At 71.8% G+C, this 22780-nt stretch carries 25 protein-coding genes and 3 tRNA genes; 18 read left to right on the forward strand and 10 right to left on the reverse strand.

The window, feature by feature from the left end:
* Positions 1-3 precede the first annotated feature (3 nt).
* From BJY16_RS11280 to BJY16_RS11310, 7 genes are read left to right on the forward strand one after another with little or no spacing between them, the layout of a single operon-like run.
* Positions 4-600, forward strand: a complete 597-nt coding sequence (locus BJY16_RS11280) for a 4Fe-4S binding protein (RefSeq protein ID WP_185039401.1) — start codon at positions 4-6, stop codon at positions 598-600.
* The gene (locus BJY16_RS11285) at positions 597-1142 is read left to right on the forward strand and encodes an NADH-quinone oxidoreductase subunit J family protein (RefSeq protein ID WP_185039404.1); all 546 of its coding nucleotides are present in this window, start codon (positions 597-599) and stop codon (positions 1140-1142) included. The genes BJY16_RS11280 and BJY16_RS11285 overlap by 4 nt, the downstream gene beginning before the upstream one ends.
* Positions 1143-1511, forward strand: a complete 369-nt coding sequence (gene nuoK, locus BJY16_RS11290) for an NADH-quinone oxidoreductase subunit NuoK (RefSeq protein WP_185039406.1) — start codon at positions 1143-1145, stop codon at positions 1509-1511.
* A complete protein-coding gene (locus BJY16_RS11295; RefSeq protein WP_185039408.1) occupies positions 1508-3415 on the forward strand; it encodes an NADH-quinone oxidoreductase subunit 5 family protein in 1908 nt (635 codons plus the stop codon). The genes nuoK and BJY16_RS11295 overlap by 4 nt, the downstream gene beginning before the upstream one ends.
* Positions 3415-4992 carry a complex I subunit 4 family protein gene (locus tag BJY16_RS11300; RefSeq protein ID WP_185039409.1) on the forward strand — a complete coding sequence of 526 codons (1578 nt, stop codon included), beginning with the start codon at positions 3415-3417 and terminating at the stop codon, positions 4990-4992. The genes BJY16_RS11295 and BJY16_RS11300 overlap by 1 nt, the downstream gene beginning before the upstream one ends.
* The gene (locus BJY16_RS11305; RefSeq protein WP_185039410.1) at positions 4992-6446 is read left to right on the forward strand and encodes an NADH-quinone oxidoreductase subunit N; all 1455 of its coding nucleotides are present in this window, start codon (positions 4992-4994) and stop codon (positions 6444-6446) included. Before BJY16_RS11300 ends, BJY16_RS11305 begins: the two co-directional genes overlap by 1 nt.
* A gap of 29 nt (positions 6447-6475) precedes the next feature.
* The gene (locus BJY16_RS11310) at positions 6476-7453 is read left to right on the forward strand and encodes an L-histidine N(alpha)-methyltransferase (protein ID WP_185039412.1); all 978 of its coding nucleotides are present in this window, start codon (positions 6476-6478) and stop codon (positions 7451-7453) included.
* Here BJY16_RS11310 and BJY16_RS11315 read toward each other — a convergent pair.
* From BJY16_RS11315 to BJY16_RS11345, 7 genes are all read right to left on the reverse strand, one after another.
* Positions 7446-7748: a GNAT family N-acetyltransferase gene (locus BJY16_RS11315; protein ID WP_185039414.1), complete on the reverse strand. Its 303-nt coding sequence runs from the start codon at positions 7746-7748 to the stop codon at positions 7446-7448. The genes BJY16_RS11310 and BJY16_RS11315 overlap by 8 nt on opposite strands.
* A gap of 56 nt (positions 7749-7804) precedes the next feature.
* Positions 7805-8464, reverse strand: a complete 660-nt coding sequence (locus BJY16_RS11320) for an MOSC domain-containing protein (RefSeq protein WP_239178055.1) — start codon at positions 8462-8464, stop codon at positions 7805-7807.
* Positions 8461-9282, reverse strand: coding sequence for a GNAT family N-acetyltransferase (locus BJY16_RS11325; RefSeq protein WP_185039416.1), 822 nt, complete (start codon positions 9280-9282; stop codon positions 8461-8463). Before BJY16_RS11325 ends, BJY16_RS11320 begins: the two co-directional genes overlap by 4 nt.
* A gap of 18 nt (positions 9283-9300) precedes the next feature.
* A complete protein-coding gene (locus tag BJY16_RS11330) occupies positions 9301-10308 on the reverse strand; it encodes an LLM class flavin-dependent oxidoreductase (protein ID WP_185039418.1) in 1008 nt (335 codons plus the stop codon).
* A gap of 9 nt (positions 10309-10317) precedes the next feature.
* A complete protein-coding gene (locus BJY16_RS11335; RefSeq protein ID WP_185039420.1) occupies positions 10318-10794 on the reverse strand; it encodes a DUF1707 SHOCT-like domain-containing protein in 477 nt (158 codons plus the stop codon).
* 58 nt (positions 10795-10852) lie between these two features.
* Positions 10853-11299: a DUF4396 domain-containing protein gene (locus tag BJY16_RS11340; protein WP_185039422.1), complete on the reverse strand. Its 447-nt coding sequence runs from the start codon at positions 11297-11299 to the stop codon at positions 10853-10855.
* A 103-nt stretch (positions 11300-11402) separates the two neighbouring features.
* Positions 11403-12671: an MFS transporter gene (locus tag BJY16_RS11345; protein WP_185039424.1), complete on the reverse strand. Its 1269-nt coding sequence runs from the start codon at positions 12669-12671 to the stop codon at positions 11403-11405.
* 281 nt (positions 12672-12952) lie between these two features.
* On the opposite strand from BJY16_RS11345, the gene BJY16_RS11350 reads away from it, so the two are divergent.
* Entirely contained in the window at positions 12953-14071 is a 1119-nt protein-coding gene (locus BJY16_RS11350; RefSeq protein WP_311775313.1) for an IS630 family transposase, read from the forward strand.
* Positions 14072-14119: 48 nt separating this feature from the next.
* Here BJY16_RS11350 and htpX read toward each other — a convergent pair whose 3' ends face one another.
* Together htpX and BJY16_RS11360 are read right to left on the reverse strand one after the other, a co-directional pair.
* Positions 14120-15025 carry a zinc metalloprotease HtpX gene (htpX, locus tag BJY16_RS11355; RefSeq protein WP_185039428.1) on the reverse strand — a complete coding sequence of 302 codons (906 nt, stop codon included), beginning with the start codon at positions 15023-15025 and terminating at the stop codon, positions 14120-14122.
* Positions 15026-15165: 140 nt separating this feature from the next.
* Positions 15166-15246 (reverse strand) — tRNA-Tyr (locus tag BJY16_RS11360).
* 148 nt (positions 15247-15394) lie between these two features.
* On the opposite strand from BJY16_RS11360, the gene BJY16_RS11365 reads away from it, so the two are divergent.
* From BJY16_RS11365 to BJY16_RS11380, 4 genes are all read left to right on the forward strand, one after another.
* Positions 15395-15886, forward strand: coding sequence for a YajQ family cyclic di-GMP-binding protein (locus BJY16_RS11365; protein WP_185039430.1), 492 nt, complete (start codon positions 15395-15397; stop codon positions 15884-15886).
* Positions 15887-15925: 39 nt separating this feature from the next.
* Positions 15926-16216: a hypothetical protein gene (locus BJY16_RS11370; RefSeq protein ID WP_185039432.1), complete on the forward strand. Its 291-nt coding sequence runs from the start codon at positions 15926-15928 to the stop codon at positions 16214-16216.
* Between the two features lie 212 nt (positions 16217-16428).
* Positions 16429-17061, forward strand: a complete 633-nt coding sequence (locus tag BJY16_RS11375) for a LysE family translocator (RefSeq protein WP_185039435.1) — start codon at positions 16429-16431, stop codon at positions 17059-17061.
* A 59-nt stretch (positions 17062-17120) separates the two neighbouring features.
* Complete coding sequence (locus tag BJY16_RS11380) at positions 17121-17930, forward strand: sulfurtransferase (RefSeq protein WP_185039437.1); 810 nt, start codon at positions 17121-17123, stop codon at positions 17928-17930.
* Between the two features lie 5 nt (positions 17931-17935).
* Here the strand turns inward: BJY16_RS11380 and BJY16_RS11385 are convergent, their stop codons facing one another.
* Positions 17936-18271, reverse strand: coding sequence for a hypothetical protein (locus BJY16_RS11385; RefSeq protein WP_185039439.1), 336 nt, complete (start codon positions 18269-18271; stop codon positions 17936-17938).
* A gap of 450 nt (positions 18272-18721) precedes the next feature.
* On the opposite strand from BJY16_RS11385, the gene BJY16_RS11390 reads away from it, so the two are divergent.
* The 6 genes from BJY16_RS11390 (at position 18722) to BJY16_RS11415 (ending at position 22728) form a co-directional block, all read left to right on the forward strand.
* Positions 18722-21247 carry a putative bifunctional diguanylate cyclase/phosphodiesterase gene (locus tag BJY16_RS11390; protein ID WP_185039440.1) on the forward strand — a complete coding sequence of 842 codons (2526 nt, stop codon included), beginning with the start codon at positions 18722-18724 and terminating at the stop codon, positions 21245-21247.
* Between the two features lie 94 nt (positions 21248-21341).
* Positions 21342-21414, forward strand: a tRNA-Thr gene (locus tag BJY16_RS11395).
* 49 nt (positions 21415-21463) lie between these two features.
* A tRNA-Met gene (locus BJY16_RS11400) sits at positions 21464-21536 on the forward strand.
* A gap of 109 nt (positions 21537-21645) precedes the next feature.
* Positions 21646-21813: a 50S ribosomal protein L33 gene (gene rpmG / locus BJY16_RS11405; RefSeq protein WP_014440704.1), complete on the forward strand. Its 168-nt coding sequence runs from the start codon at positions 21646-21648 to the stop codon at positions 21811-21813.
* 67 nt (positions 21814-21880) lie between these two features.
* On the forward strand, positions 21881-22333 hold the full coding sequence (locus BJY16_RS11410; RefSeq protein WP_185039442.1) for a MaoC family dehydratase N-terminal domain-containing protein: 453 nt from the start codon (positions 21881-21883) through the stop codon (positions 22331-22333).
* A complete protein-coding gene (locus BJY16_RS11415) occupies positions 22333-22728 on the forward strand; it encodes a MaoC family dehydratase (RefSeq protein ID WP_185039443.1) in 396 nt (131 codons plus the stop codon). The genes BJY16_RS11410 and BJY16_RS11415 overlap by 1 nt, the downstream gene beginning before the upstream one ends.
* Positions 22729-22780 lie beyond the last annotated feature (52 nt).

The following is a 22780-nucleotide window of genomic DNA, read 5'->3' on the forward strand; positions in this document are numbered from 1 at the left end:
CTTGTGACTGATGACGGCGATCGCCCCACGCCCGGCAAGGGCCTGATCAATGGTCTTGCCGTCACGCTCAAGACGCTGACCAAGAAGACCACCACCCAGCAGTACCCGGATGTCGAGCCGGAGCTGCCGCCACGCTCCCGCGGCGTGATCGCGCTGCTCGAGGAGAACTGCACGGTCTGCATGCTGTGCGCCCGCGAGTGCCCGGACTGGTGCATCTACATCGACTCGCACAAGGAGGAGGTGGTCGTCCCCGGCGCCGCGCGCGCCCGCCAGCGCAACGTGCTGGACAAGTTCGACATCGACTTCTCCCTGTGCATGTACTGCGGGATCTGTATCGAGGTCTGCCCGTTCGACGCGCTGCACTGGACCCCCGAGTTCGAGTACGCGGAGACCGACGTGCTCTCCCTGCTGCACGACAAGACCCGGCTCGGCGAGTGGATGCGGACCGTGCCGCCGCCCCCGGCGCACGACGTGCTGGGCGAGCCCGCGAAGGAGGAGGCGACCGCGGCGCGCAAGGCCGCGGGTCCGGGTGCGGCCACCGCCGCCAAGACCGCAAGACCCGCTGGCGTACGCCCGGAGCGCCCGGAGCCCGCCTCGTGACCGTCGCCGATCTGCTCCTGCTCGCGCTCGGCGCCGTCGCGGTCGGCTCCGGCGCGCTCGTGGTGACCAGCACCCACCTGGTCCGTTCCGGCCTCTATCTGGTGATCTCGCTCGGCGCGCTGGCCGGCCTGTACCTGGTGCTCGGCGCCGAGCTGGTGGCCTGGGTGCAGATCCTGGTCTACGTCGGCGCGGTGGTGGTGCTGCTGCTGTTCGCGGTGATGCTGACCCGCGCCCCGATCGGCCCGTCCGCCGACCTGGACCGCCCGGCCGGGCCGTCCGCGCTGATCGGCGGCGGGGTCGGGCTGGGCCTGGCCGCGCTGTTCGCCGACGCGTTCCGCTGGATCGAGTACCCGGCGCCGCCGCCGGGCACCGCCGAGGTGGTCGGCAAGCAGGTCTTCGGCACCTGGGTGCTGCCCTTCGAGGTGCTGTCGATCCTGCTGCTGGCCGCGCTGGTCGGCGCGATCGTGCTGTCCCGCCCGGACATCGGGGCCCGTCCGGCGCCTCCCGCCGAGCCGGCCGAGACCGAGGAGGCCCCGGCCTAGATGCACGTGACCATTCCGTACGTGGTGGGCGCCGCCCTGTTCGGCCTCGGGGTCTACGGCGTCGTCCGGCGCCGTAACGCGATCCTGGTGCTGATGGCGGTCGAGCTGATGCTGAACGCGGTCAACCTGATCCTGGTCACCGCGGACGTCTCGCTGCGCTCGGCGCTGCGCGGCGTCCCGGGCGAGGCCTGGTCGATGCCGAACTCGCAGGCCGGCTCGGGCGGCGTGTTCGCGCTCTTCGTGATCGTGCTGGCCGCCGCCGAGGTCGGCGTCGGCCTGGCGATCATCCTGCAGTACTACCGGATGCGGAAGGCCGTCGCCCTCGACGAGGTGCGGCTGGACGCCGACGAGGAACGGGTGGACGGGTGAGCGTCGACACCGCTGCTTCGTTGCTGCCGGTCGTACCCTTGCTGGCCGGCCTGCTCGGGCTGCTCCTGCCGCCGGGCGACGGCCTCGGCCCGCGCCGGCGGATCGCCGCCGGTCTCGGCGTGGCCGGTGCCGCGCTGGCCCTGCTGACCGCGCTGCGCCTGCTGGCCAGCGACAGCGAGCCGTTCCAGACCGGCGTCGAGCTGGTCCGGTTCGGCGATCTCCCGGTCACCTTCGGCGCGGCGATCAGCCCGCCGGTGGTCTACGTGGCGATCGCGGTCAGCCTGGTCGCGCTGATGGTGCAGATCTACTCGGTCACCTACCTGCACGACGATCCGCGTTACGCGCCCTACGCCGCCCAGGTCAGCCTGTTCACCGGAGCGATGCTGCTGGTGGTGACCGCGAACGATCTGATCGTCATGCTGATCGGCTGGGAGGTGATGGGCGCCTGCTCCTACCTGCTGATCGGCCACGACCGCCGGCTGCCCGAGGCGCCGGCCGCCGCGGTGAAGGCGTTCCTGGTCACCCGGGTGGGTGACGTCGGCTTCCTGCTCGGCGTCGCGGTGCTGATCACCGGCGCCGGCACTTCGAACCTCGATCAGGTGCTGCACACCGATTACGACCCGGGCACCCTGACCGCCGCGCTGCTGCTGCTCCTGGCCGGGGTGGCGGGCAAGAGCGCGCAGTTCCCGCTGCACACCTGGCTGCCGGACGCGATGGCCGGTCCGACCCCGATCTCCGCGCTGATCCACGCCGCGACGATGGTCGCGGCCGGCGTCTACGTGGTGTTCCGCACCTACCCGCTGTTCCAGCAGTCGCCGGCGGTCCTCGCGGTGCTGGCGGTGATGGCGTCGATCACCATCCTGCTCGGCGCGCTCTCCGCGACCGCCCAGGACGACCTGAAGCGCGTGCTGGCCTGGTCCACCGTCTCGCAGATCGGTTACATGACCGGCGCGCTGGCCGTCGGCTCGCCCGCCGCGGCCCTGTTCCACCTGCTCACCCACGCCGCGTTCAAGGCGCTGCTGTTCCTCGCGGCGGGCGCGGTGATCCACGCGGTGGGCAGCAACTACCTGTCCCGGATGGGCGGCCTGCGCACCCCCATGCCGGTCACCTTCTGGTCGTTCGTGATCGGCTTGGGCGCGCTCGCCGGGCTGCCCCCGCTGTCCGGTTTCTGGTCCAAGGAGACCGTGCTGACCGCGGCCGCGCACGCCACCGACGGCGGCGAGCCGGTGCCGGTCTGGGCCGCCTGGCTGGTCTGGCTGGCCGCGCTCCTCGCGGTCGGCATCACCGCCTGGTATTCGATGCGGCTGCTGCTCCGCGCGTTCTTCGGCCCGTCCCGGGCGTACGGGCCGGCCGGTCCGGACTGGGAGATCGGCTTCGACGACGCCCGCTACCGCACCCCGGCCGTCCCGCACGACCCGCCGGCCCTGATGCGCTGGCCGATCCTGGTGCTCACGGTCCCGGCCGCGCTCCTCGGCCTGGTCGCCTTCGCGCCCGGCTTCCGGCACGCGCTGGAGCTGGAGGATCCGCACCTCGGGGTGGCCGTCGCGCTGCCGATGCTGCTGCTGGCGACCGGCGCGGGGACGGCCTGGTGGCTGTGGTGGGCGGTGCCCGGCGCCGACCCGGTGCTGGCGCTCGGCCGGGCCCGGCCGCTGTTCGCCTCCGGGTTCCATCTGGACCACCTTCAAGGCCGGATTGTCGTACGCCCGGTGAAAGCGCTCGCCAAGCTGGCCACCGCCGCCGACGAGCGGGTGGTCGACGCGGCCGTGGAGGGCACCGGGACGGCGACGCGCGGGCTCGGCGGGGTGTTCGCCGAGGCGCACCGGACCGCGCTGCCCGGCGCCGCGGTCCTGGTGCTGTTCGGCGCCCTGATTCTCGGCATCGTCGCGTGGCTGGGGGCGGTCTGATGGTTCTCACCGGAGACTCGCTGACCGGGCAGGCGCTGCTGATCGCGCTGCTCGCGGTGCCCGCGCTCGGTGCGGCGCTGGTCGCGCTCTGGCCGGGCGGCCGGGACCGGCAGGCGCGGATCGTCGCCACCGTCGTCGCCGCGGTCACCTTCGTGCTGTCGGTCGCCCCGGTCTTCGCCGGCCGGAACGACGGCTGGGTGGCGACCGGTGACCGGTACGCCGCGCCGCTGCTGCCCTGGATCGACGTGGACCTGCCGTGGGTGCCGGCGCTCGGGTTGCGCTTCCACCTCGGCGTGGACGGCGTCTCCTACCCGCTGATCGTCCTGACCGGGCTGTTGACGCTGCTGTGCTGCGTGTACACGGTGTACAAGGTGCCGCCGGGCGGGGGCTCCGGTCGTACGCTGGCCGTCCTGTTGTTGATCTTGGAAGTGGGTGTCCTGGGCACCTTCCTGGCCCTGGACCTGATCCTCTTCTTCATCTTCTTTGAGGTCGTCCTGCTGCCGATGTACGCGGTGATCGCCGGCTGGGGCGGCGAGAAGCGCCGGGCGGCGGCCCGCAAGTTCGTCCTCTACACGCTGTTCGGCTCGGTCCTGCTGCTGCTCGGCGTGGTCCTGGTGGTGGCCCGGGCGGGCACCGGCGACCTGGTCGTGCTGGCCGGCGCCAACGAGCTCACCCGGACCACCCAGTGCGTGGTGTTCGCCCTGCTCGCGGTGGCCTTCGCGGTGAAGGCGCCGCTCTGGCCGCTGCACACCTGGCTGCCCGACGCGCACACCGAGGCGCCCACGGTCGGCTCGGTGATCCTGGCCGGGGTGCTGCTCAAGATGGGCACCTACGGCCTGATCCGGGTCGGCGTCGGGGTCGCCCCGGACGGCGCGGCCTGGGCCGCCACGGTGCTCGGCGTGCTCGCGGTGGTGGCCATCCTGGCCGGTTCGCTGATCTGCCTGCGCCAGCGGGAGCTGAAACGGCTGATCGCCTACTCCAGCGTCGGGCACATGGGGTTCGTGCTGCTCGGCATCGCCACCCTGACGGTCACCGGCCTGCAGGCCGCGCTGCTCGGCAACGTGGCCCACGGGCTGATCACCGGCCTGCTGTTCTTCCTGGCCGGCACGATCAAGGACCGGGCCGGGACCGGCTCGCTGAGCCAGCTCAGCGGCCTGCGGGAGACCGCGCCGCGGCTGGCCGGGCTGTTCGGGTTCGCCGCCATCGCCTCACTCGGCCTGCCCGGGCTGGCCGGCTTCTGGGGCGAGGCGTTCGCGGTGGTCGCGGCGGTCCAGCGGGGCGGACCGGTGTGGCTGACCCTGGCCTGTGCCGCGGCCGTCGGCGGCGCGCTGACCGCGGCCTACTTCATGCGGTTGCTGCGCGGGCTCACCCACGGCCCGGCCACCCCGTCGGTCCACTCGCTGCGCCCGTCGATCGCCGGCGCGGAGTGGTTCGCCTGGGCGCCGCTGGTCGCCCTCACCCTGGCCGTCGGGATCCTTCCCGGGCTGGTCCTGGCCGAGACCGAACTGCCGCTGGCCGCCATCCTGGGACTGCCGTCGCTGGACGAGATGCACACACTGTTCGGAGGCGGCCGCTGATGAGCCAGTCGGTCAACCACGTCGCGCTGCTGCCGCTCTACGCCGCGGCCGGCACCGCGATCCTCGCCTTCCTGGCCGACCTGTTCGTCGCCAAGCGCGCCGTCACGCTGGCCGCGACCGCGCTCGGCGGCCTGGCCACCGCGGTCGCCGCCCTGGTCGTCGGCCCGGCGGCGGGCACCTTCTGCACCACCGGCGGCTGCTCCTGGGTGCCGGCCTGGCCGGCCGCGGTCACCGCAGCCCTGTTCGCCGCCCTGACCGTCGGGGTCCTCGGCCTGTCCGCCCCGGCCTTGCGCCTGTCCCTGGCCCCGGCCGGCGAGTTCTGTTTCCTGCTGGCCTGCGCGATGACCGGTGGCGTGGTGGTCGCCTACGCCGGCGACCTGATCACCCTGATCGTCGGCCTGGAGACGCTGACCCTGCCGCTCTACATCCTGGTCGGCCTGCGCCGGTTCGCCCCGGGCGAGCGGGCGACCACCGAGGGCGCCTCCGCCTCGGTCACGTTCTTCCTGATCAGCGTGGTCTCCACGGCGGTCACGCTGCTCGGCGCGGCGCTCAACTACGCCGCCACCGGCGCCCTGCACCTGGCCCTGCTGACCCCGGCCGGCGGTGTCTTCGGCCCGCTGGCCGGCGTCGGCGTGGCCCTGCTGGTGATCGGCCTGGCCTTCAAGGTGGCCGCCGTCCCGCTGCACGCCTGGGCCCCGGCCACCTACGACGGCGCGCCGATCCCGGTGGCCGCCTACCTCTCCACCGCCTCCAAGCTGGGCGGCGTCCTGGCCCTGGCGGCGGTGGTCAGCCGGCTGGACGCCCGCGCGGTGACCGCGGTCCTGGCGGTGCTCACGATGACCGTCGGCAACCTGGTCGCGCTCCGCCAGACCCGGACCGTCCGGCTGCTGGCCTGGTCCTCGGTCGCCCAGGCCGGCTACATCCTGGCCGCCCTGGCCCTGGGCGCTCCCGGCGTCCCGGCCGCCCTCGCCTACGCGGCCTTCTTCGTCACCCTGGAGCTCGTCGCCTTCGCCGTGGTCGTCGCCCTCCGCCTGCCCGGGGCCGACGGCGGCACCCTGCTCGACCTCCGCGGCGCCGGCCGCCGCCACCCGTGGCTGGGCGCGGCCCTGGTGCTGGCGCTGGCCGGGCTGGCCGGCCTGCCCCCGGGCCTGGCCGGCCTCTTCGCCAAGCTCTCCGTGGTCAACGTCCTGGTCCAGCAGAACTGGGCCTGGCTCGCCGCCGTCGTGGTGCTCAACGCGGTCATCGCACTGGCCTACTACGTCCGGGTGGCCGCGTCGCTCTACACCCTGCCGCCCCGCATCGGCCTGAGCGTCGCCGACCCGGTCCGGCTCGACGCGGCTCTGCACCCCCGCCTCCCGATCGCCCGCCCGGTCGCCGCCACCCTGGCCGTCTCGGTGCTGGTCGTGGTGGTGCTGGGCGTCGCCCCGCAGCTCCTCTTCGCGGCGCTCCGCTGACGATCGACCGGCGGCGATATGATCGTCGCGTGACGGGCGTCGACGAGTTGCACCGCTTGTTCTCGGAGCAGCAGATAACGGCCCTGGTCGACGCGCTCCGCGACCAGGCCGAGTTCCCCAAGGAGCTGGGTTACATCGCCGGCGCGGACCGCTGGCGACAGGCGGACGAGGCGCCCTCGGCCGCCTCGGCGCAGCCCGTCCGGGACTTCCACACCCTGCTCGGCGACCACCTCGACGAGGTGCTCGCCGGCCTTCCCGCCGGGCAGCCGGTGGAGGTGGTCGACCTCGGCCCCGGCACCGGGCTCCCGGTGCTCGGCCTGCTGCGGCGCCTGCTCGACGACGACCGGCTGGCCGGTTATCGCGGGATGGACGTCAGCCGGGACATGCTGGCCTTCGCGGACAGCCGGCTGCGTGGCGAGTTCCCCGCCCACGCCGGCCGATTCGAGTTCCTGGTCGGCGACTTCACCGGCCCGGAGCTGGACCGCGCGCTGCCCCGGGAGACCGCTGGCGGCCCGGCCCGGCTCGTCATCCTGGCCGGCGGCACCCTGGGCAACCTCACCGATCCGGAGCACCTGCTGCGCCGGCTCGGCGCCGCCCTGACGCCGCGCGACGTGCTGCTCGTGACCCTCCGCTTCGACACCGGGGCGCACCGTCCGCCGTTCATGGAGCGGCCGGAGGTCGGTTGCGCGATCCCGCCCCATCACCAGGCCGGCGTCGACCTGCTCGGCATCGACCCCGTCTGTTACCAGGCGGAACGTGGTTTCGACGCGGACCGCGGCGAGATCTTCATCCGGCTCCGGTTCGTCCGGCCGGTCACGCTGGAGTTCGGCGGCCGGGGCGCCGTCGGGTTCGGCCCCGGCGACACCGTGCTCCTGTACCGCTACCGCTACCTCGACCGCTCCGGGTGGGTCGAGCTCATCGGCCGTGCCGGGCTGGCCATCCGCCTGTTCCAGGTCGGCGCCAGCGGTGAGGTGGCCCTGATCGCCGCGGGCCGCCCGCTCACTTGACCCGGCGGGTGTTCCGGGCGACCAGCGACTCGTATGCCGGGTGCTTGTCCAGCCACTCCGCGACGAACGGGCACATCGGGACCACCGTGCGGGATTTCGCCCGGGCGTCGTCCATCGCCGCCGCGGCCAGCGCCGATCCGGCGCCCTGCCCCTCGAAGGCCGGGTCGACCTCGGTGTGCGTATACACGACGATCGGGCCGGTCATCTGGTAGGTCAGCACCCCGGCGAGCGCGCCGGACTCGTCCCGGGCCTCGAAACGGCCCTTCTCCGGCACGTCGGTCACCGCGAATTCCATGCCACCATCCAACCACGCGCGCTCTCCCGCTCCGACGGGGAAGGTGGCGGCTCCGGTCAGCCGAGCCGCTCCCGGACCTCGGCGAGCAGGGCCGGCGACAGCTCCGGCGCGTCCAGCAGCCGGGCCAGCCGGGACTGGTCGAACATGTAGATCCGGAACGCCTCGGTCAGGGTCAGCCCGTGCGCCGGCCGCTCGGCCACCGTGATCCGGTCACCCGGCACCAGCGAACCGGGGGTGAGCACCCGCAGGTAGGCGCCGGTCCGGTTGGCCGCCGCGAAGCGTTTCACCCAGCGCGGCTCGCCCATCCGGTTCTGGAACGTGATGCACGGGATCCGGCCGAAGGTGACCTGCAGGACCAGCCCGGAGCCGAACTCCCACTTCTCGCCGATCACCCCGCCGAGCAGGTCCAGGCCCGCGGTGGTCAGGTTCTCGCCGAACAACCCGGGCGGCAGCTCCCGCCCCAGCTCGGCCGCCCACCACGCGTAGTCCTCCACGGCGTACGCGTAAACCGCCTGGTCGTCCCCGCCGTGATTCTTGGTGTCGCCGATGTGGTCGCCGACCACCCCGCTGTGCAGCCCGGTCCGTTTCGGCCCGGGCGCGCGCACCTGCACCGGCGCCGACACCGGTTTCTTGAGGATGCCGGTGGACCGGACATCCTTGCCCATGGCGGGCTCGGCGGCGCCCACGTTGACCGACACCGCTGTACCGACACTCATCTGAACCTCACCACTGCTCGATCCTCCACCGGCCGGTAGCCCAGCCGCTGGTACAGCGCGTTGCTGGTCGGGTTGGCCAGGTCGGTGTAGAGCACCACCTGGCCGGCCCCCGCGTCCAGCGCGGCCCGGGTGGCCGCGGTGGTCGCCCCGCCGGCGTAACCCCGGCGGCGCAGCTCGGGCGGCGTCCAGACCCGCAGGATCCGGACCATGCCGGCCTGCGGACGGGACCGGACCGCCATCGCGACCGGCTCGTCGCCGTCGACCCACAGGGTCACCCCGGCGTAGGACAGGTGGTCGTCGACCACCTCGGCGACGTCCTCCGGCGGCTCCCCGATGAACCGCTCGAAGTCGCCGACCCACCTGATCAGCAGCTCCCGATCGGCCACCGTGGCCGGCCGGGCGTAGCCGCTCGGCGGCGGGTCCGGCGGGGTCAGGTCACCGAGGCGGAACAGCCGGGTGCGCATCCCGGCCCGGAACGGCCGGGATCCCGCATAGTCGGCGATGTCGCCCGCTGCCATGTTGACCGCGGTGATCGACCGGTCGGCGAGCACCGTGGCGGCCGCCGACGCCGCGCCCGCGGGCAGCGAACTGAACAGCACCGGATGCGGCGGAGTCTGCAGCAGCACCCCGCCGACCGCCCCGGACGGCGTGGTCCACCAGCCGAAGAACGGATCACCGGGCCCGTACGCGTGCCGCCCGCGCACCCGCAGATTGTCGATCAGCGTGAGGAAGACCGTGTGCCGCACCGGCGACGACCGCAGGAAGTCCCCCGCGGTCTCGGCGAACGTCTCCACATCGGACGTGAGCTCCCAAGCCATCCGGCCATGAAACCAGACTCACATCCCCCACGCCTTCGCAATCCGGGCCAGGCTGTCCCGTCGCGTCGCCGGGTCGTAGACCGTCCCGGCCAGCATCAGCTCGTTCGCCCCGGTGCGCGTGACCAGCGCGTCCAGCGCGGCCACCACCTCGTCCGCGGTGCCCGCGTACTGCGTGCCGGGCAACGCCTCCAGCATCTGGCGGTCCAGATCGGACAGCTCCCGGGCAGCCGCCTCCTCGGGCGAGACGATCGGGCCGAGCCGGCCGGTACGCAGGCTCAACGCCATGATCCGGCTGGGTCCGGCCAGGTGGTGCGCCTCCTCGGTGGTCTCCGCCGCGATCACCGAGGCGCTGACCATCACGTGCGGCTCGGGGAATCGCGGCGACGGCTGGAAGCCGGACCGGTACAGCTGGATGGCGCGGTCCACATCGGAGGAGATCGCGAAGTGATACGCGTAACAGAACGGCAGGCCCAGCGCCGCCGCCATCTGCGCGCCGTAGGTCGACGAGCCGAGGATCCACACCTCCGGATAGGTCTCCGGGGCCGGCGTGGCATGCAGCCGCGCGGTCCGCCCGGCCGCCCGCTCGTCACCGAGCAGCCCGAGCACGGTCTGCAAGTGCTCCGGGAACTGCTCCACGGTCAGCTGCGGCGAGAGCCCGCGCAGCGCCGTCGCGGTCGCCTGGTCGGTGCCCGGCGCCCGCCCGATGCCCAGGTCGATGCGCTCCGGGTAGAGCGCCTCCAGCAGCGCGAACTGCTCGGCCACCACGAACGGCATGTGGTTCGGCAGCATCACGCCGCCGGACCCCACCCGGATCCGCCGGGTCTGCGCGGCGACCGCCCCGATCAGCACCGGCGGGGTGGTGGACGCCACCGCCGGCATGTTGTGGTGCTCGGCCACCCAGAACCGGGCGTACCCCAGCTCGTCGGCCGCCTGGGCGGTCTCGACGGTGCCGCGCAGCGCGTCGGCGCTGGTGTGCCCCTCGCGGACGGTGGCCAGGTCGAGCACGGACAGCGGTACACGGGTCATCCGTGAAAGTTACCCCCGGCGCTGCTGGTGGCGGATCACCTGCACGCCGACGGTGACCGCGGCCAGGGCCGCGCCGGGCACCAGCATCCAGGCCGGCCACGGGTAGACCCAGTCGTCCACGGTCTCCCGGACCAGGGCGTAGACCACCAGGTTGACCGCGGCGAGCGAGGCCCAGACGGTCCACAGGACGAGCAGCGCGACCGGCATCCGGCGGGCCGCCCGGCGGGCGTCGGAGGCGCGCCGGGCGTGCACCTCGGCGGCGCTCACCCCGGGCCGCGGCAGGTCCTGGACCAGGACCAGCAACTCCGCGTACGTCCGGGCGCCCCACGCCGAGGCGACCCGCTCGTCGTACTCGTGCAGGGTGAGCCGGCCCTCGTCGAGCGCACCCTTGAGCTGGTCCGCGATCTGCTGACGGTCGGTGTCCGCGGCGCGCAGCGTCTCGATCTGCTCGCCGCGCCGGCCGGGGCCGGAGACCTCTCTCGCCATGGGCGGGCTCCTTCGCATGCGCCGGTCCTCGGCCGTCAGGCTATCCAAAATTCGCCACTCAGTGGTGGTGGTGATGCGCGTGCACCGCGGCGTGCCCCCGCCCGCGGGCGATCATCCAGCGGTTCACCGGGACGGTCAGCACGAAGGCCACCGCCAGCGAACCGGCCATGCTCACCCAGAACAGCCAGTCGCCGAGCCCGGCGTCCATCGCGCCGGGGATGGCCAGCAGGCCGGCGTTGTCGATCAGCTCCATCGAGGCGATCGAGACGGTGTCGGCGGCCAGCGCCACCCCGATCGCCTGGCGCAGCGGCACGCCGCCGGCCAGCACCGGGCGGATGGTCAGGGCGTAGCCGAACAGGAAGGCGAGGGCCACCGAGAGCGCGATGGTGGCGGCGTTGTGCCAGCCCAGCGCGGTGGCGATGACCATGCCGAGGACCTCGCCGATGGCGCAGCCGGTGAGGCAGTGCAGCGTCGCGGAGATGGCGGTGCGAGTCAGCTTGTCCATGCCGTCAACATACCCCTAGGGGGTATAGGCATCGACTGTTTTCATGGTGACGCCCGCCACAGTGCGTGGCGGGCGTACCGAAAAAGGGGTCTGCCGGAAGCGGTCAGGCGGCCTCGGCGGCCATCGCGCTGCTCAGGCGCTCCGCGGCGTGCCGGTCGGCGCGGGTCATCGACCCCTCCGGAACCGCGGCGACCGCCGCGGCCAGCAGCAACACCGCGGCCGCGAAGACGAACGACCACGGCAGCCCGCCCGGCTGGTCGACGATCACGCCGGCCAGTGCGCCGCCCGCGGCGCTGCCGGAGACCGAGACGGTCACCATCCAGGTGTACGCCTCGTTCAGCATCCCGGCCGGCGCGAGCCGCCCGACCAGGCTGTTCTCCACGGTCAGCGCGGGCGCGATGGTGGCGCCGCCGAGCACCAGGGCGATGCCCAGGTGCAGCGGGCCGGGCATGAACGCCAGCACCAGGAAGCTCAGCCCAACCGCGCCGAGCAGCCAGGCGAACTGCCGGGGCAGGGCCATGGCCGGCCGCCGGGTGCCGAACCAGATGCCGCCGATCGCCGAACCGACACCCCAGACGCCGAGCAGCACCCCGCCGAGCGCCTCGCCGCCGCCGTGCTGCTCGGCGTAGGCCGGCACGATCACCCCGGCCGCGCCGAACGCGACGCCGAGCGCGCCGACACAGAGCAGCAGCGCCGGGAAGCCGCCGGCCCGCAGCGGGCCGAGACCCTTCGCGGCGTGCTCGGCGTGCTGCGCCCCGCGGTGCCGCATCACCGGCAGCCGGGCGATCCAGGTGGTCCCGACCAGGGTGGCCAGCGCCGCGGTGACCAGTGCGGTGGCCGGCTCGGTGGTGAGCACCAGCAGCGCCGAGACCAGCATCGGGCCGAGCACGAAGACCAGCTCGAACAGCGACGTCTCGGCGGCCAGCGCGGCGCCCCGCAGGCCCTGCCGGCCACTGCCCGGCGCGGTCATGTCGTTCCAGGCACGGCGGATCGCCGCGGTCAGCGGCGGATAGGTCGCGCCGGCCGCGGCCGAGGCCACGAAGATCCAGGTGAGCGCGTCCTCGCCGCCCCGGCTGGCGAGCAGCAGGCCGCCCAGCGCCAGCGGGTGCAGGACCGCGGTGGCGTGCAGGATCCGGGCCGGGCCGATCCGGTCGGCGAGCCGTCCGGCGATCGGGCTCAGGGCCGCGCCGGCCAGCGCGTAGACGCCGCCGGCCAGACCGGCCGACGCGTACCGCCCGGTGGCCTGCTCGACCAGCAGGAGCAGGCCGAGCGGGGTCATCCCGATGCCGAGCCGGGCCAGGATGCCGACGACCAGCAGGGTCCGCCCGCCCGGCAGCTGCCACACGCCAAGGTACTGACGCAACGCGGTCACAGGCGGAACCTCCGGGAATTGGTGTAACGGCCAACAAGGCTTCCGACGCTAACCTCGGCCACCCCGGAACACACCTGAAACAGGCCCGCTTGTCATGCGGCTCACCATCACAGTGACGGCCGCGCCAGGGGCGCGGCCGTCGTTCGGTGCGGTGCTCGCTTTTGGTTACGGTGCTCGCTTTTCGGTGCGGAGCTAGTGCCCTGACCAAGAACGTTTACGGTGTTGGATGACACGCCGTCGGGTTCACGGGCGGGCGGCATAATGGCGTTCAGGCTGTGCTGGTGGCAGATCCAGTACGCGTGCGGCGGCTCAGTGACCAGGAAGGTCAAACGCTGCTGCGCATCACTCGCCGGGGCACCGGCTCACCGATCCGATTACGCCGGGCCATGGTCGTGCTCGCATCCGCGGGCGGGAACACAGTGCCGGCCATCGCCCGGCTCGTGCAGGCCGACGAGGACACGATCCGGCAGGTCATCCACCGGTTCAACGAGACAGGGATGGCCAGCCTGGACCCTCGGTGGGCGGGTGGCCGTCCCCGCCAGATCAGTCCTGACGATGAGCAGTTCATCGTCACGACGGCCAAGGCGCGCCCCGAGAGTCTGGGGCGGCCGTTCACCCGGTGGAGCATCCGCAAACTCGCCGACTATCTGACCTTGCAGCCCGCCCGGTCCATCGAGATCGGGCGGGAACGGCTGCGGCAGATCCTGCACCACAACGGCATCACCTTCCAGCGGACCAAGACCTGGAAGGAATCCACCGACCCCGACCGCGACGCCAAACTCGCCCGCATCGAGTACGTGAGCAGCCACATGCCGCAGCGGGTGTTCGCGTTCGACGAGTTCGGGCCCCTCGCAGTCCGCCCCCATGGCGGTGCCGGCTGGACACCTGCCGGGCATCCCGACCGGCTCCCGGCGAACTATCACAAGCTGCATGGGGTGCGGCAGTTCCACGGCTGCTACAGCGTCGGCGACGACCAGCTCTGGGGCGTCGTCCGGCGCCGCAAAGGCGCCGCGCAAACCCTCGCCGCGCTGAAATCCATTCGCCGGGCCCGGCCGGACGGGGCACCGATCTACATCATCTTGGACAATCTGTCCGCGCATAAGGGCAAACGAATCCGTGCCTGGGCGGCCCGCAACAAGGTCGAACTCTGCTTCACACCGACGTATGCGTCCTGGGCCAACCCGATCGAGGCGCAGTTCGGGCCGCTACGCACGTTCGTGATCGCCGGCTCGAACCATCCGAACCACACCGTCCTGGCCAGGAAACTGCACGCCTACCTACGCTGGCGCAACGCCCACGCCCGTCACCCCGACGTCCTGGACGCTCAACGCCGCGAACGAGCCCGCGTCCGCAGCGAACGACAACGACGCTGGGGCCAACCCGCCACCCGAGCGGCCTGACCCCAACACCCCAAACGTTCTTGGTCAGGGCACTAGCTCTCGGTACGGTCAGCGCACGTACGGCCGGGCTGCTCCGCCGGTCAGCGACGCCTGCTCGTGCAGCCGCCGGACCCGCTCCTCCATCGGCGGGTGGGTGGAGAACAGCGCCGAGATGCCACCGCCCCGGAACGGGTTGGCGATCATCAGGTGCGCGGTGCTGGTGAGCTGCCCGTCGGCCGGGAGCGGGACGCGCTGCGTACCGTAATGGATCTTCTCGAGCGCACTGGCCAGGGCCAGCGGGTCACCGGTCAGGGTGGCGCCCGAGGCGTCCGCCTGGAACTCCCGGTTCCGGCTGATCGCCAGCTGGATCACCGACGCGGCGAGCGGGCCGAGGATCAGCATCAGCAGCAGCGACGCCGGGTTCGGCGCGTCCTCGTCGTCCGAGCCGCCGAACGGCAGGAAGATCGCCAGCTGGGCGACCATCGTGATGATCCCGGCGAGCGCGCCGGCCACGCTGGAGATCAGGATGTCCCGGTTGTAGACGTGGGACAGCTCGTGACCGATCACGCCGCGCAGCTCCCGCAGATCCAGGATCCGGGTGATGCCGACCGTCACGGCGACCGCCGCGTGCTCCGGGTCCCGCCCGGTCGCGAACGCGTTCGGCTGCATCGACGGCGACACGTAGAGCCGGGGCATCGGCTGCCCGGCCTGCTGCGCCAACTCCCGCACGATCTGGTGGAGCTGCGGGAACTCGGCCTCGCTGACCGGCTGCGCGCCCATCGAGCGTAGCGCGATCCGGTCCGAGAAGAAGTAGCTGACCGCGTTGGTGACCAGCGAGAAGATCACCGCGATGACCAGGCCGGTGCTGCCGCCGAGCCAGTAACCCACGGCCAGGATCAGGCCGGTGAGCAGCCCGAGGAGGGCGGCCGTCTTGAGTCCGTTGTGATGGCTGTGCACGTTCGACTCCTTCAGCATGCGGGCTCGTGACCCGCACCTAAGAGAACGCGAGTTTCCTGCACGTTCATCCGAGAAGTCGCTGTGAGTTAGCTGGATCGGGTGGATCAGTAACGAGAACGGCCCCGGAGCCGAAGCTCCGGGGCCGTCAACCTTGCCTGTGGCGGGTAGAGGATTCGAACCTCTGTAGCTTTCGCGACGGATTTACAGTCCGCTCCCATTGGCCGCTCGGGCAACCCGCCTGGGCAGCCACCACGCTTTCGCGCGGCAGCGGAGATGAGCATAGCCGTACCGCGAGGCCGGTCCGCAACCGGGTACGGTCGGCATGTCGCGGGGCCGGGACCGGTCCGCCGGCGACATCGACACGCATCCAGCCGCAGGAGTCTGATCATGGCAGCCAACCCGTCGTTCGACATCGTCAGCAAGGTCGACCGGCAGGAGGTCGACAACGCTTTCAACCAGGCGGAGAAGGAGCTGAGCACCCGGTTCGACTTCCGGGGCACGGGCACCGAGATCGCCAAGTCGGGCGAGGCCTTCACCATCACCTCGGAGACCGAGGAGCGGGCCACCGCCGCGCTCGACGTGTTCAAGGAGAAACTGGTCAAGCGGAGCATCTCGCTGAAGTCGGTGGACGCCGGCGAGCCGCGCCAGTCCGGCAAGACCTTCAAGATCGACGTCAAGGTGATCGAGGGCATCGAGTCCGACAAGGCCAAGGCGATCAGCAAGAAGATCCGCGACGAGGGCCCGAAGGGCGTGCAGGCCCAGATCCAGGGCGACCAGCTGCGCGTCACCGGCAAGAAGCGCGACGACCTGCAGGCCGTGATCGCCCTGCTCAAGGCCGACGACTTCGGTGTCGCCCTGCAGTTCACCAATTACCGCTAACCACCTGACCGCCGCCCGGCCCGGTCGCACACTGGGGCGATGAGTACCGGAGTGCTGGGCGGCGTGCTGGGCCTGGCGCTGTTCGTCTTCGGCATGCGGATGCTCGTCCGGGACGAGGCGCCCGGGATGATCGCCCGCTCGTTCCGGTCGGTTCGCGACGCGGGCTACTACCACCTGCTGTTCGGCCTGGCCCTGCTGATCTACGTGGGCGGCCTGCACCTGCGCGCCGTCGTGGCCGGGCAGGCCGCCGCACTGATCGCCCTGCTCCTGGTCGCCGTGGCCCTGGTCCGATTCCGCCCCCGGGGCCGCGGCCCGACGCGCAAGGCCTGACCCGGGGCCGGGGCCCGACGCGCAAGGCCTGACCCGGGGCCGGGGTCCGGCGCGCAAGGCCTGACCCGGGCGCCGGGGCCCGGCGCGCAAGGCATGAACCGAGGCGGGGTCCGGCGCGCAAGGCATGACCCGGGGCGGGGCCGGACTAGTAAGGCATGAGCCGGGCAGGGCCGACTGGCCAGGCGTACCCGGACCCGGCTAGGAATGACCCCATGGACCTGACCCACGCCGTCCTCTCCTTCGCCCTGCTCGGCGCCCTACTCACGATCACCCCGGGCCTGGACACCGCGCTGGTGCTGCGCTCCGCGGTGACGATGGGCAGGGGTCCGGCCTTCGCCACCGCCCTGGGGGTCGGCGCCGGCGCGCTGATCTGGGGCGCGGCCGCCGCGGTCGGGGTGTCCGCGCTGCTCACCGCGTCCACCGTGGCCTACACCGTGCTGCGGGTGGCCGGCGCGGCGTACATGATCTTCCTGGGCGTCCGGATGATCCGGGCCGCCGTGCGCCCCGGCCCGGTCGAGGCCGCGGACACCGCTCCCGCCGCGCCCACCTGGTGGAGCACGTTCGGCCGGGGCCTGCTCACCAACCTGCTCAACCCCAAGGTGGGCGCCTTCTACGTGGCGGTCCTCCCGCAGTTCCTCCCGCCGGACAGTTCGCCGCTCGGCGTCGGTCTGCTGCTCGCCCTGGTGCACGACCTGGAGGGCCTGGTCTGGTTCGCATTGATCATTTTCGGCGCGCAGGCCGCGCGCGGTGTCCTCGCCCGGCGCGCGGTCCGGCGTAGCGTCGACGCCGGAACCGGCGCGGTCCTGCTCGGCTTCGGCCTGCGCCTGGGACTGGCCAGCCGTTGAAAAGCAGCCGTAGAAAAGCAGCCGTTGGAGAAGCAGCCGGGAAGAAGGTGGCGAGTTAGATGATCGACCCCGTGGTGGACCTGGACCGGCTGCGTGCCCTCGGTGACGACGTGGTCCTCGCCGACGTGCGGTGGTATCTGGACGGGCGGTCGGGACGGGAGGCGTACCGGAAAGGTCATCTGCCCGGCGCCGTCTTCATCGATCTGGACACCGCGCTGGCCGCTCCGGCGTCCCCGGCCGAGGGCCGGCATCCGCTGCCGGATCCGGAGGTCTTCGCCGCGGCGATGTCCGCCGCGGGTGTCGGGGACGCGTCGACCGTTGTCGCTTACGACGACGCCGGCGGCGTCATCGCCGCTCGTCTGGTCTGGTTGCTGCGCGCTCTCGGGCGCGAGGCCGCGCTGCTCGACGGAGGCCTGCTCGCGTACGACGGTGAGCTCACCACCGACGTCCCGGCCCCGCCCGAGGCCGTCTTCACCCCGGTGCCCTGGCCCCGCGAGCGGCTGGCCGGCCTGGCCGAGACGGTCGACGGCGGCCACCTGGTGCTGGACGCCCGGGACGCCGCCCGGTTCCGTGGCGACACCGAGCCGGTCGACCCGCGCCCCGGTCACATCCCGGGTGCCCGCAACCTGCCCTGCCGGGACAACGTGGCGGCGGACGGCCGTTTCCTCCCGGTCGCCCAGCTGCGGGAGCGGTTCGCCGCGGTCGGCGTGGACGGCTCGGCGGATGTCATCTCGTACTGCGGTTCCGGCGTGACGGCCTGCCACAACCTGATCGCCGTGGAGCACGCGGGCCTGGGGGCCGGCCGTCTCTACCCGGGCTCCTGGTCGCAGTACAGCCACACCGACCGCCCGGCGGCCACCGGCGACTGACCTGCTCAGCCGGCCTGCTCGTGCTGCCGGGCCTGGTCCTCGACCCAGCGCTGGTGCGCTTCCCAGGCGGCCTGCTTGCTGCTGCCGAGCGCGGCGCCGATCCGGGTCCAGGAGGCGCCGGCGGCGCGGGCGGACCGGACCATGGCCTGCCGCCCGTATCCGGCCTTGCGGATCACCACCTCGCTCAGGGCCAGCATCTCCAGCGTCTCGGCGGGGGAGAGGGCGGCGCCGCGGTCGTCCGGGTTCATCACCGCCAGGGCGTCCCGCATCCGCAGGTCGTCGTAACGCCGAGTAGCGGTGATCAGCGTGTGCTGTCGTTCCAGCTCGTCCGGAGTCGTCATGATACGCACTCTCTCGTCAAGCTTCCTTGACGTCAAGGTGCCCTGACGGACCGAGGTGAATTTGCCTCACTTCTCCTGCTAAATCGGCTATAAAGCCGCCAATTCTTCAGGGTGGACAGTCATGGTCGACTCAACCGTTCGGCCAGGTTTTGGCGCGGCGGTGCCGCGACCCGCCGATGAACACTCCCTGTCGCACAACCGGTGTGGCACCATCAGGTAACCCGTCAACCGCAACCCTCCAACGCGGGAGCCAACATGTCTTCAAGAAGGAAGCTGGGCCGCCTTGCCGGCTTGGTTTTCGTTCTCGTTGCCGCCTTTGGCGGCGTCGGTGCGGTCAGTGTTGCTGAGCATGCTTCTTCAGATACGACCGCGGTCGTCTTCTCGACCCTCGACGCTGTCTGGACGTAACGCCGGGTCTGCTGGCTAACCGGAGTCACCGTTAGGAGCGTCATGAGTGGGCCTAGGGCATCCTCACGGCGCTCCTCCGTTTATGCCTGGTTGGTCACCGCGCCCTTGGGCCTGTTCGGCACCATCTGCCTGGCCGTCTTCCTGGCCACCGAGCCCGGTTGGTACAAACCCTGGGTCGGCGGCCTGGTGATCACCGCCGGCGCGGTCGCCGCCGGTGTGGCGGTGACGCACCTGGTCATCGGCAGACAGACCTACACCGTTGTGGTGACGGAGACCCCGCTGATCCTGGGGCTCTATTTCCTCCCCCCGGCGATGGTGATCGTCGCGATGACGTGTGCGGCGTTCATCACCTACATCCGGCTCGAGCCGGCCAAGCTCGGCTTCAACGTCGCGAAACAGGCGGCGTCCACCTCGGCCGCGCTGATCGTCATCGCCCTGCTGCCGACCATCCGGGACGCCGGCCCGGGGACCTGGGCCATCCTGTTCGCCGCCGGCGCGGCCAGCGCGATCACCTCGCACGTCTCGGTCGCGGGCGTCATCGCCGTGGTGCAGAGCGCGGCGGCCGGCCGGCAGGCGCTGATCGCCGGGCTGCCGACCCTGATCACCTCCGGGATCAGCATCCTGATCGGCCTGGTCTTCGTCGTCATGCTCGACGTGACGTGGTGGACCGTGATCCTGCTGGCCGGGCTGATCGTGGCGCTGGTCGTGGTGCTCCGCTCGTTCGCCGGCGTCTTCCGCCAGCACCGGACGCTCGCCGAGGTCTACGAGCTCACCCTGGCGCTCCGCGACGAGGCCGACGCGGGCGGCCTGCCGGACGTGCTGCTGGGCCGGGTCCGCACCCTCATGCAGTCGGAGTACGCGACGTTGTGGCTGGCCGCGCAGGGCCGCCATCCCGAGGTCCTGCTGACCTCCCGGGTCGATGACAGCGTCGGGCTGTTCGACATCTCGCCGACTCCGGCCGCGGTCCGGGACCGGGTGGTGGAGACCGGCCGGGTCATCTCGGTCGGACCGCAGTTCGACGACTCCACCGATCTCCGCAGTCTGTTGCGCCGCGACGACCTGCGCGATCTCATCGCGGTGCCGCTGCGATCCGGCCAGATCACCATCGGCACGCTGGAGGTGGTCAACCGGGTCGGTTCCACCTCGACGTTCCGGGACGCGGACGTGCAGGTGCTGGAGACCATCGCCGCCCACGTGGCCGGCGCCGTGGAGAATTCCCGGCTGGTCGACCGGCTGCGCTACGACGCCTATCACGACCGGCTCACCGCGCTGCCGAACCGCCGCCGGATCATCGACGCGCTGGCCGAGTCGGTGACCGTGCGCGCCGAGGACGAGGTCGTCGCGATCCTGCTCTTCGACGTCGACGGCCAGCGCAACGTGAACGAGTCGATGGGCCACGCGGCCGGCGACAAACTGCTGGTCGAGGTCGCCGAGCGGATCCGCGGCATCGCCGACTCGGGCGCCCTGGTCGGCCGGATCGGCGGTGACGAGTTCGTGGTCACCCTGCGGGCGGCCGGCATCGAGGCGACCATCGAGCTGGCCACCCAGATGCGGGAGCGGCTGCGCGGCCCGATGGCGGTGGGCTCGCTCACCCTGGACGTGGACACCGCGGTCGGCGTCTCGGTCTACCCGGACCACGGCAGCGACCCGGAGACCCTGCTGCAGCGGGCCGAGCTGGCCGCCAACGCCGCCAAGGTCCTGCCGTACGGCGTGCAGCCCTTCCACCCGGCCCTGGAGTCCCGGGCGGTGCGCCGGCTGGGCATCGCCGCCGACCTGCGCCGGGCGATCGACAACGACCAGCTGGAGGTCTACTTCCAGCCCAAGGTGACGCTGACCGACCGGCACGTGCTCGGCGTGGAGTGCCTGGCCCGCTGGGTGCACCCGACGCACGGCGAGGTCGCCCCGGAGGACTTCGTGGCGGTGGCCGAGCACACCGGCCAGCTGGCCCGGCTCACCGAGGTGGTGCTCACCGCCGGCCTGCGGCACTGCAAGGCCTGGGCGGACGCGGACCGGCCGCTCTCCATCGCGGTCAACCTCTCGGCCCGCACCCTGCTCGACTCCCGCTTCCCGGACCTGGTCCGCGAGCTGCTGGAGGAGCACCGGATGGAGCCCGGCCAGGTGACCTTCGAGATCTCCGAGCCGGGCATGCTCAACGACATCGAGCGGGTGCTGCCCACCCTCTACCGGCTCCGCGACCTCGGCGTCCGGCTGAGCGTGGACGACTTCGGCACCGGCGCCTCGTCACTGGGCTATCTGCGCCAGTGGCCGGTCCACGAGGTGAAGATCGACGACACCTTCGTCCAGGGCATGGCGACCGATTCGGGGGATCTCGCGATCGTCCGGGCGATCGTCAGCCTGGCCCGGGAGTTCGGTCTCACCGTGGTGGCCGAGGGGGTGGAGAGCGAGCTCACCCTGGAGCTGCTGGAGGAGATGGGCTGCGAGATCGGTCAGGGCTACCTGTTCAGCCGGCCGTTGCCGTTCGAGCGGCTGGAGGCCTGGCTGAGTGCCCAGACCGAGCCGGAGTCCACTCCGACCGGTGAGGTCCGCAGGCTCCGGGCAGTCATCTGACCTGCGGTTTCGTGTTGTCGGGGGGTCGATTTCACCCCGGCGGCAAGGCCGTGTAGTCTTACTCCTGCAGCGAGCGAGAGATCGCAAGCAGCAAGCCCCCTTAGCTCAGTCGGCAGAGCGTCTCCATGGTAAGGAGAAGGTCTACGGTTCGATTCCGTAAGGGGGCTCTACCGGGTTCGTTCCCGCCCCGCCCGGCGATGGACGTGAGCCTGGCTCGGCGGTGTAGCTCAGATGGCAGAGCAAGCGGCTCATAATCGCTGTGTCGCCGGTTCAAGTCCGGCCACCGCTACTCTCTTCAGTGGGGCCTCAAAATGAGGCCCACTTTGCAGAGCGACCGACTGAGCGTCTACGCTGATTGGTCGTCAAGTTAGATCCCGTTAGCAGGAAGGCACCCCGCCGTGGCCAAGGCGACCGACGTACGTCCGAAGATCACCCTGGCGTGCACGGAGTGCAAGGACCGGAACTACATCACCAAGAAGAACCGGCGTAACGACCCCGACCGCATCGAGCTGAAGAAGTTCTGCCCGCGCGACGGGAAGCACACCCTGCACCGCGAGACCCGCTGAGCTGTCAAAAGCCAAGCAATAGCGCCGCCCGGAGTCACTCCGGGCGGCGCATTGTAGTTTGTGGGGTATGCCCCTGGATCAGACGTTTGCCGGCCGCACCTGGCCGCCCACCGAGACCTACCTCGTCGGCCGGGAGAAGATCCGCGAGTTCGCCCGCGCGATCGGCGCCACCGACGCGGAGTACCACGACCCTGAGGCGGCCCGCGCGCTCGGCTACCCGGATGTGGTGGCCCCGCCGACCTTCCCGGTCGCCATCACGATGACGGCCAGCCGTCAGGTGGTCAACGATCCCGCTCTCGGCCTGGACTACAGCCGCGTGGTGCACGGCGACCAGCGGTTCGTCTACACCCGCCCGATGGTGGCCGGTGACGCGGTGGTCTGTGTCAACACGGTCGACGAGATCACCACCCGGGGCGGCCACTGGTTCCTGACCGTCCGCACCGAGGTGCGCACCGAGGCCGGCGAGCCGGTCGTCACGGTGTGGTCGAAGTTGGTTCAGCGCGGCGAGGAGCACCCCTGATGAACGAGATCCTGGAGCCGCAGACCTTCCGGGTCACCCGGGCCGACCTGGTCCGCTACGCCGGCGCCTCGGGCGACTTCAACCCGATCCACTGGAGCGACCGGATCGCCACCGGGGTCGGCCTGCCCGGCGTCATCGCGCACGGCATGTTCACCATGGCCCTGGTCGGCCGCGCGGTGACCGGCTGGGCCGGCGCCGCCGACGCGGTCAAGGAGTTCAGCGTGCGGTTCGCCCGGCCGGTCCCGGTCCCGGACACGGACGAGGGGACCGAGGTCGTCGTCACGGCCACGGTGAAGGAAGTCACCGAGGATGGGGACACCCGGCTCGCCCTGACTGCCACGTGCAACGGAGACAAGGTACTGTCTCTGGCACAGGCGCTTGTCAGGAAGCGGTAGCCCGGGTTGGGATAACCAAGGGCGTACCCGTACACTGGTGCGCCGTGGGGCT

The sequence above is a fragment of the Actinoplanes octamycinicus genome, assembly GCF_014205225.1.
GTDB lineage: Bacteria > Actinomycetota > Actinomycetes > Mycobacteriales > Micromonosporaceae > Actinoplanes > Actinoplanes octamycinicus.